General features: G+C 67.8%; 11 protein-coding genes. 6 read left to right on the forward strand and 5 right to left on the reverse strand.

The window, feature by feature from the left end; translation table 11 throughout:
• Positions 1-8: 8 nt before the first annotated feature.
• The 3 genes from tauA to ssuD all read right to left on the reverse strand — a co-directional run bounded on the left by tauA (position 9) and on the right by ssuD (position 3,898).
• Complete coding sequence (gene tauA / locus STARVERO_RS10875) at positions 9-1,025, reverse strand: taurine ABC transporter substrate-binding protein (RefSeq protein ID WP_159598862.1); 1,017 nt, start codon at positions 1,023-1,025, stop codon at positions 9-11.
• A gap of 255 nt (positions 1,026-1,280) precedes the next feature.
• Positions 1,281-2,711 carry an FAD/NAD(P)-binding protein gene (locus STARVERO_RS10880; protein ID WP_244616731.1) on the reverse strand — a complete coding sequence of 477 codons (1,431 nt, stop codon included), beginning with the start codon at positions 2,709-2,711 and terminating at the stop codon, positions 1,281-1,283.
• Positions 2,708-3,898, reverse strand: a complete 1,191-nt coding sequence (gene ssuD, locus STARVERO_RS10885; protein WP_159598863.1) for an FMNH2-dependent alkanesulfonate monooxygenase — start codon at positions 3,896-3,898, stop codon at positions 2,708-2,710. Before ssuD ends, STARVERO_RS10880 begins: the two co-directional genes overlap by 4 nt.
• Positions 3,899-4,193: 295 nt before the next feature.
• Between ssuD and STARVERO_RS10890 the strand changes: the two genes are divergently transcribed.
• The 6 genes from STARVERO_RS10890 (at position 4,194) to STARVERO_RS10915 (ending at position 10,055) form a co-directional block, all read left to right on the forward strand.
• Complete coding sequence (locus STARVERO_RS10890; protein ID WP_159598864.1) at positions 4,194-4,775, forward strand: NAD(P)H-dependent oxidoreductase; 582 nt, start codon at positions 4,194-4,196, stop codon at positions 4,773-4,775.
• 1 nt (position 4,776) lies between these two features.
• Entirely contained in the window at positions 4,777-5,625 is an 849-nt protein-coding gene (locus STARVERO_RS10895; protein ID WP_159598865.1) for an ABC transporter permease subunit, read from the forward strand.
• Between the two features lie 17 nt (positions 5,626-5,642).
• A complete protein-coding gene (locus STARVERO_RS10900) occupies positions 5,643-6,413 on the forward strand; it encodes an ATP-binding cassette domain-containing protein (protein WP_144342121.1) in 771 nt (256 codons plus the stop codon).
• Between the two features lie 38 nt (positions 6,414-6,451).
• Positions 6,452-7,411 (forward strand): sulfonate ABC transporter substrate-binding protein, encoded by a 960-nt coding sequence (locus STARVERO_RS10905; RefSeq protein WP_144342120.1) that lies wholly within the window; start codon positions 6,452-6,454, stop codon positions 7,409-7,411.
• A gap of 120 nt (positions 7,412-7,531) precedes the next feature.
• Entirely contained in the window at positions 7,532-8,557 is a 1,026-nt protein-coding gene (locus STARVERO_RS10910; RefSeq protein WP_159598866.1) for an AI-2E family transporter, read from the forward strand.
• A gap of 1 nt (position 8,558) precedes the next feature.
• On the forward strand, positions 8,559-10,055 hold the full coding sequence (locus tag STARVERO_RS10915; RefSeq protein ID WP_159598867.1) for an alpha/beta hydrolase: 1,497 nt from the start codon (positions 8,559-8,561) through the stop codon (positions 10,053-10,055).
• A 24-nt stretch (positions 10,056-10,079) separates the two neighbouring features.
• Here the strand turns inward: STARVERO_RS10915 and STARVERO_RS10920 are convergent, their stop codons facing one another.
• Both STARVERO_RS10920 and STARVERO_RS10925 read right to left on the reverse strand, forming a co-directional pair.
• Positions 10,080-13,118 (reverse strand): efflux RND transporter permease subunit, encoded by a 3,039-nt coding sequence (locus STARVERO_RS10920; protein WP_159598868.1) that lies wholly within the window; start codon positions 13,116-13,118, stop codon positions 10,080-10,082.
• On the reverse strand, positions 13,118-14,182 hold the full coding sequence (locus STARVERO_RS10925; RefSeq protein WP_422802138.1) for an efflux RND transporter periplasmic adaptor subunit: 1,065 nt from the start codon (positions 14,180-14,182) through the stop codon (positions 13,118-13,120). The genes STARVERO_RS10920 and STARVERO_RS10925 overlap by 1 nt, the downstream gene beginning before the upstream one ends.
• Between the last annotated feature and the right edge of the window lie 266 nt (positions 14,183-14,448).

Below are 14,448 nucleotides of genomic sequence, written 5' to 3' on the forward strand. Positions count from 1 at the left end.
TCGGGAACTCAGTTCAGCTTGGCGGCCTGCTCGGCCGGCACACGGCTGACATAGGGACCGTAGTCCTTCAGCACGGCCTCGATGCGGCCCTGCTCCTTCAGAAACTTCGCGGTGGCGACCAGCGCCTCGACCGTGCCGCCGCCCAGCAGCCCTTCGGACAGCTGCTCGTTCAGCAGGGGATATTTGTTGCCCTTCAGCAGGTCCGGAACTTCCTCGGGCTTGGCACCCGAGAGCTTGGCGATAGCGACGACCTCCGGCGAGGTCGGCGTCCATGAGGCGCCGCTCCTGGCGTAATCGGCATAGGAGTCCGCCGTCACCTTCACGAACTCGGCCACCGCCTCCGGATTCTTCTTTGCGAAGTCCGTGCGCACGATCCAGGCGTCGAAGGTGGGCGCGCCCCACTTGGCGACGTCAGCCGACGACGCGAAGACCTTGCCGTTCTCCTTGATCTTGCCGAGCGCGGGATCCCACACATAGGCAGCGTCGATGTCGCCACGCGTGAAGGCGGCGGCGATCTCCGGCGGACGCAGGTTCAGGATCTCGACGCTCTTGGGATCGACGCCCCAGTGCTTCAGCGCCGCCAGCAGCGAATAATGCGTGGTGGAAACGAAGGGTACCGCGACCTTCTTGCCCTTGAAGTCCTCCGGCTTCTCGATGCCCGCGCCGTTGCGGACGACCAGCGCCTCGGCATCGCCGAGCAGCGCCGCGACATAGACGGTCTCGATCGGCAGTTCGCGGCTCGCGGCGGCGGCGAGCGGGCTGGAGCCGACATAGCCGAACTGGATGTCGCCCGAGGCGATGGCGGCGATCACGTCGGCGCCGGAATCGAACTTGCGCCAGTTGATGGTGGATTTGGTCGCCTTCTCATAGGCGCCGCTGGCCTGCGCGACCTTCGCCGGATCGGCGCCGGTCTGGTAGCCAATGGTGAATTCGGCCGCCGAGGCGGAGGAAAGGCCGGAACCCGCGGCCAGAAGGCCAAGCGCGGCCGTGGCGGCGACGAAGCCGCGGCGAGACAGAGTGAACATCTGAAATTTCCTGATTGTGCCGTCGCGGCGCCCACGCGCCTGCAGACGGCCCCTGAGAATTCTGCGGGAATACCGGCAATCCGGCGGCGTCAGCCGCGTCGACAGTTCCAAGTCATGTGAAGCCCAACCGCCCCTCTTCAGCGAAACCGGGCACCCTGAAAGGGCGACGCGTCCGGCATCGGTGGGAGGATGACACCAGATGCCGGACGCCTCGTCAATATCATAATCTATTTTTCTAGTAGATTTCTTTTCTATTCAGCCGGAAGCCTGAACCAGGTCGGGTTTCCTGGCGATCCGGGCATCGAGCTGCGCCGCCACGCCACCAGCCACGCGGATGGCATAGTTGGTCACGTCCGGCAGCCCCATCAGCTCGCCCACCGTGCCGCGCGCCAGCGGCCCGGCGACGAAAAGATCGGGACGCGCGACACCGTCGGCACCGACAGCGTGGCCATCGCCGGTCACGTCGATGCCGAGCCGCAGGGGATCGGGACGGGCAAGACCGGCAGCCTCCAGCGACGCCAATACCGGCGTCTCGGCGAAGACCCGGCCATGCGCCGGGCCGGTCGCCACCACCACCGCATCGAACCGCTCCGTATCGACGCGAGCGCCCCGGCGGGATCGGAGGGTCACCTCGATGGTCTCGCCCTTGCGCTCCATCGTTTTCAGGGAAGCGGCACGCAGCGAGAGCCGCCCCTCCGCCAGACGCCGGTCGAGCCCCTGCTCTACCTGCGGCGCGATGCGGAAGCGATGCACGTCCCAGAAGGGGCGCAGATGACGCAGCAGCCGCGCGCGCTCGGCAAGCGGCAGCGCCCGCCAGATGGCGCTGCCCTGCAGGCGTACCTGATCGAGCACGCAGTGCCAGCTCTTGCCCTCGCGGGCGGCCGCCCGAACCGTCTCGCGCACGCGCCGCACCAGTTCGCGCACCGTCTGCGCCGGCTCTGTGGCGAAGTCGCCATAAGGCTCATGCGCTTCGGCGGGATGGCCGCGCGAACGCAGGCCCCGGCGGGAGATGGCGACGATCTCGCCCTTGTGGCCGAGACGGTCGAGGCTGGCGACGATATCCGCCATGGTCAGCCCCGTACCCACGATCAGCACGCGATCCTCGGGGCGGATCGTCTCCAGCCGGTCGGTCGCCCATGGATCGCGCACATAGCGGGGATGACCGGCGAGTGCTCGGTCGACGAGTGACGGGGGACTCGGCGCGACGTGCGCCACCGCCAGCACCACGATCCGGGCCAGCACCTCGCTCCCGTCGGAGCAGGCGATGCGATAGCCGCCCTCGACCGGCTCGATGTCCTGCGCAGCCGCGCGCACATGCTGAAGGCGCGGCCCGAGCGAGGTCAGCATGCGGTGGACATACTCGCCGAACACCGCGCGGGCGGGGAAATTCCGCCCGTCCGGCATGCGGGCCGCCGGGTCGCCATCAAGGCGGCCCGACGCCTCCAGCCACGCGTTGAAATGCTCGGGCTGGTCGGGCATCAGCGTCATGCGCACCGCCGGTACATTGATGCGATGGCTGGGATCGGCGGCGCTGTAGGCCAGACCGCGCCCCAGCTCGGCGCGCGGCTCGATCACGACGACCCGCTCCAGATCCGGGCGCAGCCGGAAGAGGTGCCAGGCGACAGCGGCGCCGGAGAAGCCGCCGCCGACGATCGCGACCGGCACCTGATGTGCGGACGTGCTCACGACTGGGACGCGCGCGTGACCGGGCGGTAATCGTTGGCGATGGTTTCGCCGAAGGGCCCGGTGTTCACCTTCGAGCTGGCCTTCACGATGTCATGCTTCAGCTTGAGACGGGGCAGCACCAGCTCGGCCACGCGATAGGCCTCCTCCAGATGCGGGTAGCCTGAGAGGATGAAGCTGTCGACGCCAAGATCCGCATATTCCTGCATGCGCGCCGCCACCGTTTCGCCGGAGCCGACCAGAGCCGTGCCGGCACCGCCGCGCACCAGCCCGACGCCGGCCCACAGGTTCGGGCTGACTTCAAGCTTATCACGTCGTCCGCCGTGAAGCGCCTGCATGCGCGCCTGCCCGACGGAATCGAGACGCGAAAACACCTTCTGCGCCGCGGCGATGGTGTCGTCGTCGAGATAGCGGATGAGATCCTCCGCCGCCTCCCAGGCCTTGGCATCGGTCTCGCGCGCGATGACGTGCAGGCGGATGCCGAAGCTCACCTTGCGCCCGCGCGCCTCGGCGAGCTCCCTCACCTGCTTGATCTTGGCCGCGACGGCGGCCGGCGGCTCGCCCCAGGTGAGGTATTTGTCGACGTGATCGGCCGCCACGGTGTTCGCCGCTTCCGACGAGCCGCCGAAATACAACGCCGGTCCGTTCTCCTGCGTCGGCGGGAACAGCAGATGGCCGTCCTCGATCCGGATATGCTTGCCCTCATAACTCACATGCTCGCCGGCGAGCAGGCGCCGATAGACGGTGAGGAACTCGTCCGTCACCTCGTAGCGCTCGTCGTGATTGAGGAAGATGCCGTCGCCGGCATTCTCCACCGGATCGCCGCCGGTGACGATGTTGATCAGCAGCCGTCCTTCGGAGATACGGTCGAGCGTCGCCGTCATGCGCGCGTAAAGAGTGGGCGAGGCAAGGCCGGGGCGAACCGCCACCAGATAGCGAAGCCGCTTCGTCACCGGCGCCAGAGCCGAGGCCACCAGCCAGGAATCCTCGCAGCTTTTGCCAGTGGGGATGAGCACGCCGTAATAGCCGAGCCGGTCCGCCGCCTGCGCCACCTGGCGCAGATAGTCGATGTCGACTTCGCGGGCGCCGACGCCGGTACCCAGATGACGACCGTCGCCATGGGTCGGCAGGAACCACAGGACGTTTAACCCCTCGCTCTGCGTGGACGGGATCGAGGACTGGGACGACATTTCAGGCTTCCTTCCGATTAGGTGGCGGCGATCAGGCCTCGCGGCGCGCCGGAACAGGCAAGAGGGACCGAATTCGCCGCATCAGACGCCGCGAAAAGCGACGTCCGACGCGCGGATCGCGGGGCTCGGGTAGCGCGGGAAAATGGCGAATAGCCCTTATCTTTCATCTACTTGATGCCAGTCCCGCACGTCGGACATAGGTAGAAATCTATTTTCTATATAGACATTTGGCAATCGTCATGTCACGGATTGACCAACTTATCGGGACTGGACGCAGCGGAAACGGAGCGCGGCCATGGCAAACATCAAGATCGTCGGCCTGAGCGGCGGCCTGTCCGTGCCCTCGCGTACGCTCGCGCTGGTCGAACTCGCGGTCGCCCGTATCGCCTCTGCGGCAGGGGCATCATTCCGCGTGGACAGCAAGGTGATCGATGTCGCGGCGCTCGAACATATCGGCGCGCTGCGTGCCCGCCCGGCGGCAGGAACGATCGAGGAAGCGGCTCTGCAGGCGGTCGAGACGGCCGATCTGCTGGTGGTCGGCTCGCCGGTCTACAAGGGCTCCTATTCCGGCCTCTTCAAGCACTTCGTCGACCTTCTCGACTATCGCAGCCTCGTCGGCGTGCCGGTCGCCCTCCTCGCCACCGGCGGAAGCGACCGCCACGCGCTGGTGATCGAGCATCAGCTGCGGCCGCTCTTCGCCTTCTTCCAGGCCCAGCCGCTCGGCACCGGCATCTTCTTCACCGACCGCGAATTCGCCGAAGGTCGGGTTACGCCGGGCGCGGCGGAGCAACGCTTCGAACAACTCGTCGCCGAAGCGGTGCATGCCCTCGACGGCCGCCTGCGCGCAGCCCGGCGCCTCACCGAGGAGGCCGCCTGACATGTCGCTGGCCGAGCTCGATGCGCCTGTCGCCACCTCCGGCAAGAAGGCGGACGCGCGCCGCCGTCCCGACCTCTCCTCGGTCGAGGCCCGCATTGCCGGCTGGGTGCTTCCGGTGCTGCTCGTGGCGGCCTGGGAATATCTCTCCCGCATCGGCTATATCGCGCCGAACGTTCTGCCGGCGCCGTCCGCCGTGGCGCTGGCCGGCTGGCAGGCGCTGAAGTCAGGCGAACTGGCTCACAACATGGGCGTCAGCACGCTGCGCGCCCTTGCCGGGCTGGTGGTCGGCGGCGGCATCGGGCTCGCGCTCGGCATCGCCAACGGGCTGTCGGAACTGTCGCGCCGCTATACCGACACGACGCTGCAGATGATCCGCAACATGCCGCATCTGGCACTGATTCCGCTGGTCATCCTGTGGTTCGGGATCGAGGAGGAGGCGAAGCTCTTCCTCGTCGCCCTCGGCGTGTTCTTCCCGATCTACATCAACACGCTGCACGGCGTGCGCACCGTGGATCCCCAGCTCATCGAGATGGGGCGGGTCTACGGCATGTCGCCCTTCACGCTGTTCCGCCGGGTGATCCTGCCCGGCGCGCTGCCGTCGATCTTCGTCGGCCTGCGCTTCGCGCTCGGCATCATGTGGCTGACGCTGATCGTCGCCGAGACCATCGCCGCCTCCTCCGGCCTCGGCTACATGGCGATGCAGGCGCGCGAGTTCCTTCTGGTCGACATCGTAGTGCTGGCGATCCTCATCTATGCGCTGCTGGGCAAGCTCGCCGACGTGCTCACGCGCTGGCTGGAGCGCACCTGCCTGCAGTGGCACCCGGCCTTCCAGACGCCCGCGCGCGGCTGAAGCGGCGGAGCGGACACATGACGGCTGCCCCTTCTCCCGCCAGCTTCACGGCCTTCGTCGATGCCGCACGTGGGCTTGGCGTCCGTTTCGAGCGGCTCGGCCGCCATTTCGGCACCAAGCGCGTTCTGGAGAATATCGACCTCTCCATTCCCGCCGGCCAGTTCGTCGCGATCGTCGGCAAGAGCGGCTGCGGCAAGAGCACGCTATTGCGCCTCGTCGCCGGTCTCGATCAGCCGAGCAGCGGGCGCCTGCTGTTCGACGGCGCGCATGATGGCGAGGCTCTGCGCATCATGTTCCAGGAGCCGCGCCTGCTGCCGTGGGAGCGGGTGCTCGCCAATGTCGAGGTCGGCCTCCCGGCCACGGTGAAGGGCGAGGAACGCCACGAACGCGCCCGCGCCATCCTCGCCGAGGTCGGCCTCGCGGACCGCGCCGACGAATGGCCCTCCGTGCTCTCCGGCGGCCAGAAGCAGCGCGTCGCTCTGGCTAGGGCGCTGGCTTCCGGCCCGCGCCTGCTGGCGCTGGATGAGCCGCTCGGCGCGCTCGACGCCCTCACCCGTATCGAGATGCAGGGCCTCGTCGAGCGCATCTGGCTGGAACAGCGCTTCACCGCCATTCTGGTGACCCACGACGTCTCCGAAGCCCTCGCCCTCGCCGACCGCGTTCTGCTGATCGACGGCGGTCGCGTGGCGCTTGACCTCGATGTCGAACTGCCCCGTCCGCGCCCGCGCGGTTCGGCCGAACTCGCTCGGCTCGAAGGGCGCATCCTCCAGCAGCTCTTCGGTTCCTAATCCCGTCCCGCTCATTCCCGCGGAAGGACACCCTGCAGATGACCGCTCTTTCTCGCCGTACCCTGCTCGCCGGCACTGCCGGCCTTGCCGCCGCGCTCGCCGCCCCCGGCCTTCACTCCGCCTTCGCCGCCGATACGGAGGTCCGCGTCGGCTTCCAGAAATACGGCACGCTGGTGCTGCTGAAGGGGCGCGGCATCCTCGAGAAGAAGCTGGAGCCGCTCGGCGTCACGGTGAAATGGGCGGAGTTCGCCGCCGGCCCGCAGATGCTGGAAGCGCTGAACGCCGGTGCCATCGACATCGGCCAGACCGGTGAAGCGCCGCCGATCTTCGCCCAGGCCGCCAGCGACAACCTCGCCTACATCGCCAACGAGCCTCCCGCGCCCAAGGGCGAGGCGATCCTCGTGCCGAAGGACAGCCCAATCCAGTCGGTCAAGGATCTCAAGGGCAAGATCGTCGGCCTCAACAAGGGCTCGAACGTGCATTTTCTGCTGGTGAAGGCACTGGAGCAGAACGGCCTCGCCTATTCCGACATCACGACCAAGTTCCTGCCGCCGGCCGATGCCCGCGCCGCCTTCGAGAAGGGCGCCATCGACGCCTGGGCGATCTGGGATCCGTTCCAGGCGGCCGCGGAAGTCGCGATCAAGGCGCGCACCCTCACCACCGCCGAGGGCATCGTGCCGAACTACCAGTTCTATCTCGGCTCGCGGAAATTCGCCGATGCCAATCCCAAGGTGATCGGGCAGCTCATTGAGGCCATCCGCGAGACCGACGACTGGATCCAGAAGGATCCGGCCGCGGCGGTGGCGGAACTGGCGCCTTCGACCGGCATTCCGGCTCCGGTGCTCGCCGTCGCGGTCGCGCGGCAGAGCTTCGGCGTCGCCCCGCTCAGCGAGAAGGTGATCGCCGATCAGCAGCTCGTCGCCGACACCTTCTTCGACCTCGGCCTGCTGCCGAAAAAGATCACGGTCGCCGATGCGGTGATCCGCGCCGGTCTCTGAGGACGGCGGGGTGCCAGCGCGATGCGGGCACCCTTCGCTTGAAACGTGGACAAACAGCGATTTTCCTTTGGGTTGCGCCATGTTATCCGGCGAGGATGACCGCGTGACCCAAAGGCCCCCATGACCTCCCGCGCCACCAACCTTCTCCTCGGCATCAGTACGTTCATCATCGGCGCCGGCGCCATCCATCTCGCGCAGCCGATCGTCGCGCCGGTGGCATTCGCGCTGTTCATCATCGCCCTTGTCTGGCCGCTTCAGAAGCGGTTGCAGAACCATCTCTCCGGCCTCGGGGCGATGGCGATCACGCTGCTGCTCACCATTCTCGTGGTCGCCCTGCTCGGTTACGTCACCGTCTGGGGCTTCAGCCAGACGGGCCGCTGGCTCATCGCCAATGCCGGCCGCTTCCAGGCGCTCTACACCGAGACCGCCGCCCGGCTGGAGGAGATGGGGCTCTATTCGGCCGGCATGCTCTCCGACACCTTCAACGCGAGCTGGCTGATCCGCTTCTTCCAGGGCCTCGCGGGGCGCCTGAACGGCATGATCGGCTTCGTGGTGGTGACGCTGATCTTCGTCATGCTCGGCCTGCTGGAGGTCGACATCATCCGCACCAAGTTGCTCGCCGAGGCGGGGGAGAAGGGCACCCGGCTGGTGCGGGCGAGCGCGGCCACGGCCGCGAAGTTCCGCACCTACATGATGGTGCGCACGGCGATGAGCGTGCTGACTGGCCTCTTTGTCTGGGCCGTCACCGCCGCGCTGGGGCTCGATCTCGCGCCCGCCTTCGGCGCCATCGCCTTCGCGCTGAACTACATCCCCTTCATCGGGCCGCTGGTGGCGACGCTGCTGCCGACCTTCTTCGCGCTGGCGCAGTTCGGATCGTGGGAGACAGCGGTGCTGGTCTTCCTCACCATGAACGTCATCCAGTTCTTCTCAGGCAGCTATATCGAGCCGCGCATGGCCGGCAAGGCGCTCTCCATCTCGCCCTTCCTCGTGCTGTTCGCGGTGTTCTTCTGGTCCTTCATGTGGGGCCTGCCGGGCGCCTTCATCGGCGTGCCGCTGGTAATCGCCGCCCTCACCTTCTGCGAGGAGGGAGAGGGCACGCGCTGGATCGCCCGCCTGCTGTCCGGCCGAGAGGAGCCCGTCGCCTGACATGCTCACGCCCCTGCGCAAAGCCCTGAAATGGGTCGGCATCCTGCTGCTGGTGCTGTTCGTCGGCTTCCTCGGCTCGCGAGTCTGGTTCGCCCAGAGCGGCGCGCCGCTGGAGCCCTGGCACACCTTCGTGCCGGAGGAGATGACCGTCGCCGAGCTCGACGAGGCGGACTGGGCGGCCTATCTCGCCCGCGAAGACAAGCTCTTCAGCGACGTGACCCGCGAGGTCGTACAGAAGCTGCCCGAGGATGAGCGCATCCCCTCGAACCGCTACTTCTCCGGCAGCATCGTCTACCCGCCGAGCCTCACCCACGACTGGAACCGCTCCTACGAGATGGTGCCCGTGGGCGAGCCGGCCGGCGCGGTCGTGCTGCTGCACGGGTTGACGGACTCGCCCTACAGCCTGCGCCACACCGCGCAGCGCTATCTCGCCGCCGGCTTCGTGGTGGTGGCCCCCCGCCTGCCCGGGCACGGCACCGTGCCCGCCGGCCTCACCGAGGTCGAATGGGAAGACTGGCTCGCGGCGACGCGCCTCGCGATGCGCGAGGCCGCGGCGCGGGCGCCGGGCAAGCCGCTGGAGATCGTCGGTTTCTCCAATGGCGGCGCGCTGGCGCTGAAATACGCGCTCGACGCGCTCAGCGACGACAAGCTCGCCCGGCCCAGCCGGCTGGTGCTGATCTCGCCGATGATCGGCATCACCCGTTTTGCGCGTTTCGCCGGCCTTGCCGCGCTCCCCGCTTGGCTGCCAGCCTTCGACAAGGCAGCGTGGCTCGGCATTGTGCCGGAGTTCAATCCGTTCAAGTACAACAGCTTCCCGGTCAACGGCGCCGTGCAGTCGCATCGCCTGACGCGGGCCTTGCAGGCTTCCATCACGGCTCAGGCGCGTGCCGGCAAGCTGGCGGAGCTGCCCCCGGCGCTCACCTTCCAGTCGGTGATGGATTTCACCGTCTCGACGCGCGCGATCATCGACGCCTTCTACAGCCAGCTTCCGGCGAACGGCAGCGAACTGGTGCTGTTCGACATCAACCGCAACACCAAGCTCGGCCCGCTGCTGCGCGCCACCTCCTATTCGGCGCTGATGCGGCTGTTGCCGCCGCTGCCGCGCAATTTCCGCACCGTGATCATCACCAACGAGGATTCCGGCAGCGACCAGGTGGTGGAACGCAGCATCGCCGCCGGCTCGAGCGAGGAGGTCGTGCGCCCGCTCGGCCTCTCCTACCCGCTCGACGTCTATTCGCTCTCGCATGTCGCGCTGCCCTTCCCGTCGAGCGACTCGCTCTACGGTTCGGCCCCCGACCCGAAGGAGAATTTCGGGCTTCAGCTCGGCGCTATGGCGGTGCGGGGCGAGCGCGGGGCGCTGATCGTCAGCCTCGACGCGCTGGTGCGCATGTCGTCGAACCCGTTCTTCCCCTACATGATCGACCGGATCGCGCCGCCAGTCTCCACGGCACAGGCCGGCACGCCGGAGAACGCGGCCTCCGCCTCCTCCGCGCCCTGACGACAGACGCGGGCGGCCGCCCGATCACGCCGTCTTCGTGCGCTCCCTTCCCACCGTCGCCAGATAGAGCGCCGGCAGGAAGATGAGGGTGAGCAGCGTGGCGACCAGCAGGCCGCCCATGATGGCGAAAGCCATCGGCCCCCAGAACACCGTCGGGGCGATGGGAATCATGCCGAGCACGGTGGAGACGGCAGTCAGCATGATCGGCGTGAAGCGCGCGCAGGAAGCGTCGATCACCGCCTCGCGTGCGCTCTTGCCGCCCGCGCGCTCGGCTTCGATCTGACCGATCAGGATCACCGCGTTCTTGATGATCATGCCGATCAGCGCCAGCACGCCGAGGATGGCGACGAAGCCAAGCGGCCGGCTGGAGACCAGCAGCGCCAGCACCACGCCGATCAAGCCGAGCGGCGCCACGCTGATGACCAGGAAGGTCAGCGAGAAGCGACGCAGCTGGAACATCAGCACGGTGAGCATGATCAGGATCATGACCGGCACCACCGCCATGACCGAGGCGAGCGAGGACGCGCTCTCTTCCACCGTGCCGCCGGTCTCGATGCGGTAGCCGGCCGGCAAGGTCCTGGCCAGTTCCTCGATCTTCGGGGTGAGCTGCTGCACCACCGTCTCGGGCAACTGCCCGGCCTCGATATCCGACTGCACGGTCAGCGAGGGTAGCCGGTCGCGGCGCCAGACCAGTGGGTAGGTCTGCTCGTAGTCGAAGGTCGCGAACTGGCTGAGCGGCACGGTGCGCCCGTTGGGCAGCGGCACCTCCAGCGTGCGCAGCGTGTCGAGCGAAACACGCTGCTCGTCGGTCGCGCGCAGCACCACGTCGACGAGATAGATGTCGTCGCGCACCTGCGTGACCGGCGCGCCAGTGATGACGGTGTTGAGCACCGAGCCGATGGCCTCGGTGGAGAGGCCGAGCAGGCGCGCCTGGTCCTGGTCGACCCGGATACGGATCTCGCGCGCCGGCTCGATCCAGTCATAGTTCACCGATCGCGTCAGCGGATCAGCGGCCATGACCTCGGCCAGCTTGAAGGCGATGTCGCGCACCTGCCCGAGCTCGGGGCCGACGACCCGATACTGGATCGGCCAGCCGACCGGCGGGCCGAGCTCCAGCGGCGAGACGCGGCTCACCACATTGGGGAACTCGTTGGCGAGCAGCGTCACCAGCTTCGCGTGCAGCCGCTCGCGCGCCTCGACATCCTTGGCAACCACTACCGCCTGGCCGAAGAAATCATTCGGCAGCTGGGCGTTGAGCGGCAGGTAGAAGCGGATGGCGCCACGGCCCACATAGCCGCTCCAGCGCGCGACATCCTCGTCGCCCTTCAGCGCCGCGTCGAGCCGCTGCATCGCCGCATCGGTGGCGTAGATCGAGGCGTTCTGCGGCAGTTGCAGGTCCACCAGCAGTTCCGGCCGATCGGACGAGGGGAAGAACTGCCGGGGAATGAGCGGCATCAGCAGCACCGCGGCGGCGAACAGTCCGAGTGTCACCGCGACGGTGAGCCAGCGCGCCGTGAGCGCGGCGGAGAGGAAGCCGCGATAGACGCGCATCACCCGCCCCGGTTCGCTCCCGGCATTCTTGGGCACCTTGAGGATCACGAGGCCGATCAGCGGAGCGAACACCACCGCCACCAGCCACGAGATCAGCAGCGCGATCGTCACCACCGCGAACAGGGTGAAGGTGTATTCGCCCGCCGAGGAGGCCGCGAAGCCCACCGGCACGAAGCCGGCGATCGTCACCAGCGTGCCCGCCAGCATGGCGAAGGCGTAGGTCTTGAAGGCGTAGACCGCCGCCACCTCCTTGCGGTCCCCGGCAGCGAGGCGCCCGAGCGTCGCATCGGTGGTGGTCATGGCGTCGTCGACCATGAGCGCCAGCGCGATGATGAGCGCGCCCAGCGAGATGCGCTGCATGTCGATGTTGAAGAGCCACATGACGGCGAAGACGCCTGCCAGCGTGAGCGGAATGGTCAGCGCCACCATCAGCCCGGCGCGCACGCCGAGCGCGATGAAGCTTACCGCCAGGATGATGACGATGGCCTGCCAGAGCGACTCCATGAACTCGGAGATGGCACTGCGCACCGTCACCGCCTGGTCCGCCACCAGATGCGGCTCGATGCCCACCGGTAGCTCGGCGGTGATCTTCGCCATCGCCTGGTCGATGTTGCGGCCGAGCTGGAGAATGTCGCCACCGTCGCGCATCGAAATGGCAAGGCCGATCGCCGGCTCGCCGTTCACGCGGAACAGCGGGCGCGGCGGATCCACATAGCCGCGCCGGACGGTAGCAATGTCCGACAGTCGCAGCATACGCCCGCCGACCGCGAAATTGATGTTGGCGATGTCTTGCTCCGAGCCGAAGGCGCCGGTGACGTCGATCGCCAGCTTCTCGTCGCCGGTCTGGATGGTACCGGAGGGCTGAACCACGTTCTGCGCGCGCAGAGCCGCGATCAGCGTGGCCCGGTTGATCCCGAGATTGGCCAGCTCGCGCATGGAGAACTCGACGAAGATCTGCTCGTCCTGCTCGCCGAGCAGTTCGATCTTGGCGACGTCCGGCACGTGCAGCAGCGTGGAGCGGGCCTGCTCCACATAATCGCGCAACTCGCGATGGGTGAAGCCGTCGGCGGTGAAGCCGTAGATCAGGCCGAAGGTGTCGCCGAACTCGTCGTTGAAGCCAGGCCCCACCACGCCGCGCGGCAGCGTGTGGGCCATGTCGCCGATGCTCTTGCGCACATGATACCAGGTGTCGGGCACTTCGGCGGCGGTGGTACTGCCCTTGAGGGCGACGAAGATCGTGGTGACGCCCGGCCGCGTATAGCTGCGGATGAAGTCGAGATGCGGCGTCTCCTGCAGCGTGCGCTCGAGCCGCTCGGTGACCTGATGGAGCGTGTCCTCGACGCTGGCTCCGGGCCAGGCTGCCTGCACCACCATGGTCTTGATGATGAAGGACGGATCTTCCGCCCGGCCGAGGCGCGTATAGGCGAAGAGCCCCGCGCCGATCACCGCCAGCATGAAATAGATGACGAGCGAGCGCTCGCGGACGGCCCATTCCGAAAGGTTGAACCGCATCACGACCCCGCACCCAGCAGACGCACCTTCTGGCCGGGATGCAGCGCCTGCACGCCCGCCGTCACCACGACCTCACCGGGGCTGAGCCCGGAATCGACGGCGACGCGGGCCTGCGAGAAGCTGCGGACCTCGATGTTGCGCAGCGAGACCGTCTGCGTCGCGGGATCGACGATCCAGACCGCCGGCTGGCTGTTGACCGCGGTCAGCGCGGAGGCGGGAATATCGATCACCAGGTCGTTGTCGAGCCGCACCCGGCCGACGACGGTGGAACCCAGCCGCATCGCCGGCGGCGGATTGTCGAGCCCGACCCGCACCCGGAAGGTGCGCGTGACCGGGTCCGCCTGCGGCGCCACCTCGCGCACGCGGCCGACGGCGGTCACATTCGGATCGTCGCTGAGCGAGACGGTGATGACGGGATCGGCCGGCGCCTGGCGGAGCATGTTCGCCGGCAGGTCGAACACGGCGTCGCGCCCGCCCTGACGGGCGAGCTGAAGGATCATCTGCCCCGCCTGCACCACCTCGCCCGGCTCGGCACCGCGCGCCGTCACCGTACCGGCGGCGTCGACAACGAGATCGGTGTAGCTGAGATTGTCCTGCGCGATCTTGAGCTGCGCCTCGGCGTCGTCCACCGCCGACTGCGCCGCCTGGAGCGCGGTGCGGGCGGAATCGTGGTTGGCACGGGTGGTGAAGCCGTTGGCAAGCAGGCGGTCCTGCCGCTCGAAGGCGTTGGCTGCCGTGACAAGCTGGCTTTCCGCCGCCGCCAGTGCCGCCTGCGCCGAACGCAACGTATTCTGCGCGTTCTGCGGGTCGAGCCGCGCCACGATCTGGCCGGCCTTCACCTGGTCGCCGATATTGGCGCTGCGCTCGATCATCCGCCCGGAGACCCGGAAGGCCAGCGACGCCTCGTCCTGGGCCAGCACCTCGCCCGTGAAGCTGACGACCTGCCCGCCCTCGCCCTTCTCGACGGTGACGACCCGCACCGGCCGCGGCTGCGGCGCTTCCGCCTCGGTCTCCGCTCCGCACCCGGCAAGAAGCAGGCTCGCACCGAGCGCGACAAATACCATCCACGGCCTAGCTGTCGTCATCTCGGTCCCAGTCCCCACCAAACAAGTCCGTCGCACCATAAAACCACGAAGCGCGACATGCCCATCCGCGATAGTGCGGTGGGATCATCGCGTTATGACGGTATTTCTCGCACACTATATGCGGCCCGTGCGGGAAACCATGGCATTGCGTCCCTTCCCCGACTGTTGCCCCGAGGCCGCGCCCCGCCACCAACGACATCGGCAATCTGGTCACAGCCTCCGGGGCGCGATATTGGTTCGCGGTC

It is taken from the genome of Starkeya nomas, assembly GCF_902703545.1.
GTDB classification, from domain to species: domain Bacteria; phylum Pseudomonadota; class Alphaproteobacteria; order Rhizobiales; family Xanthobacteraceae; genus Ancylobacter; species Ancylobacter moscoviensis.

What these genes read in the sequence shown, in the direction of transcription:
- tauA (WP_159598862.1), bottom strand. Translation starts at nt 1,025, where the DNA reads ATGTTCACTCTGTCTCGCCGCGGCTTCGTCGCCGCCACGGCCGCGCTT.
- STARVERO_RS10925 (WP_422802138.1), bottom strand. Translation starts at nt 14,182, where the DNA reads ATGGTATTTGTCGCGCTCGGTGCGAGCCTGCTTCTTGCCGGGTGCGGA.
- STARVERO_RS10920 (WP_159598868.1), bottom strand. Translation starts at nt 13,118, where the DNA reads ATGCGGTTCAACCTTTCGGAATGGGCCGTCCGCGAGCGCTCGCTCGTC.
- STARVERO_RS10905 (WP_144342120.1), top strand. Translation starts at nt 6,452, where the DNA reads ATGACCGCTCTTTCTCGCCGTACCCTGCTCGCCGGCACTGCCGGCCTT.
- STARVERO_RS10910 (WP_159598866.1), top strand. Translation starts at nt 7,532, where the DNA reads ATGACCTCCCGCGCCACCAACCTTCTCCTCGGCATCAGTACGTTCATC.
- STARVERO_RS10895 (WP_159598865.1), top strand. Translation starts at nt 4,777, where the DNA reads ATGTCGCTGGCCGAGCTCGATGCGCCTGTCGCCACCTCCGGCAAGAAG.
- STARVERO_RS10900 (WP_144342121.1), top strand. Translation starts at nt 5,643, where the DNA reads ATGACGGCTGCCCCTTCTCCCGCCAGCTTCACGGCCTTCGTCGATGCC.
- ssuD (WP_159598863.1), bottom strand. Translation starts at nt 3,898, where the DNA reads ATGTCGTCCCAGTCCTCGATCCCGTCCACGCAGAGCGAGGGGTTAAAC.
- STARVERO_RS10915 (WP_159598867.1), top strand. Translation starts at nt 8,559, where the DNA reads ATGCTCACGCCCCTGCGCAAAGCCCTGAAATGGGTCGGCATCCTGCTG.
- STARVERO_RS10890 (WP_159598864.1), top strand. Translation starts at nt 4,194, where the DNA reads ATGGCAAACATCAAGATCGTCGGCCTGAGCGGCGGCCTGTCCGTGCCC.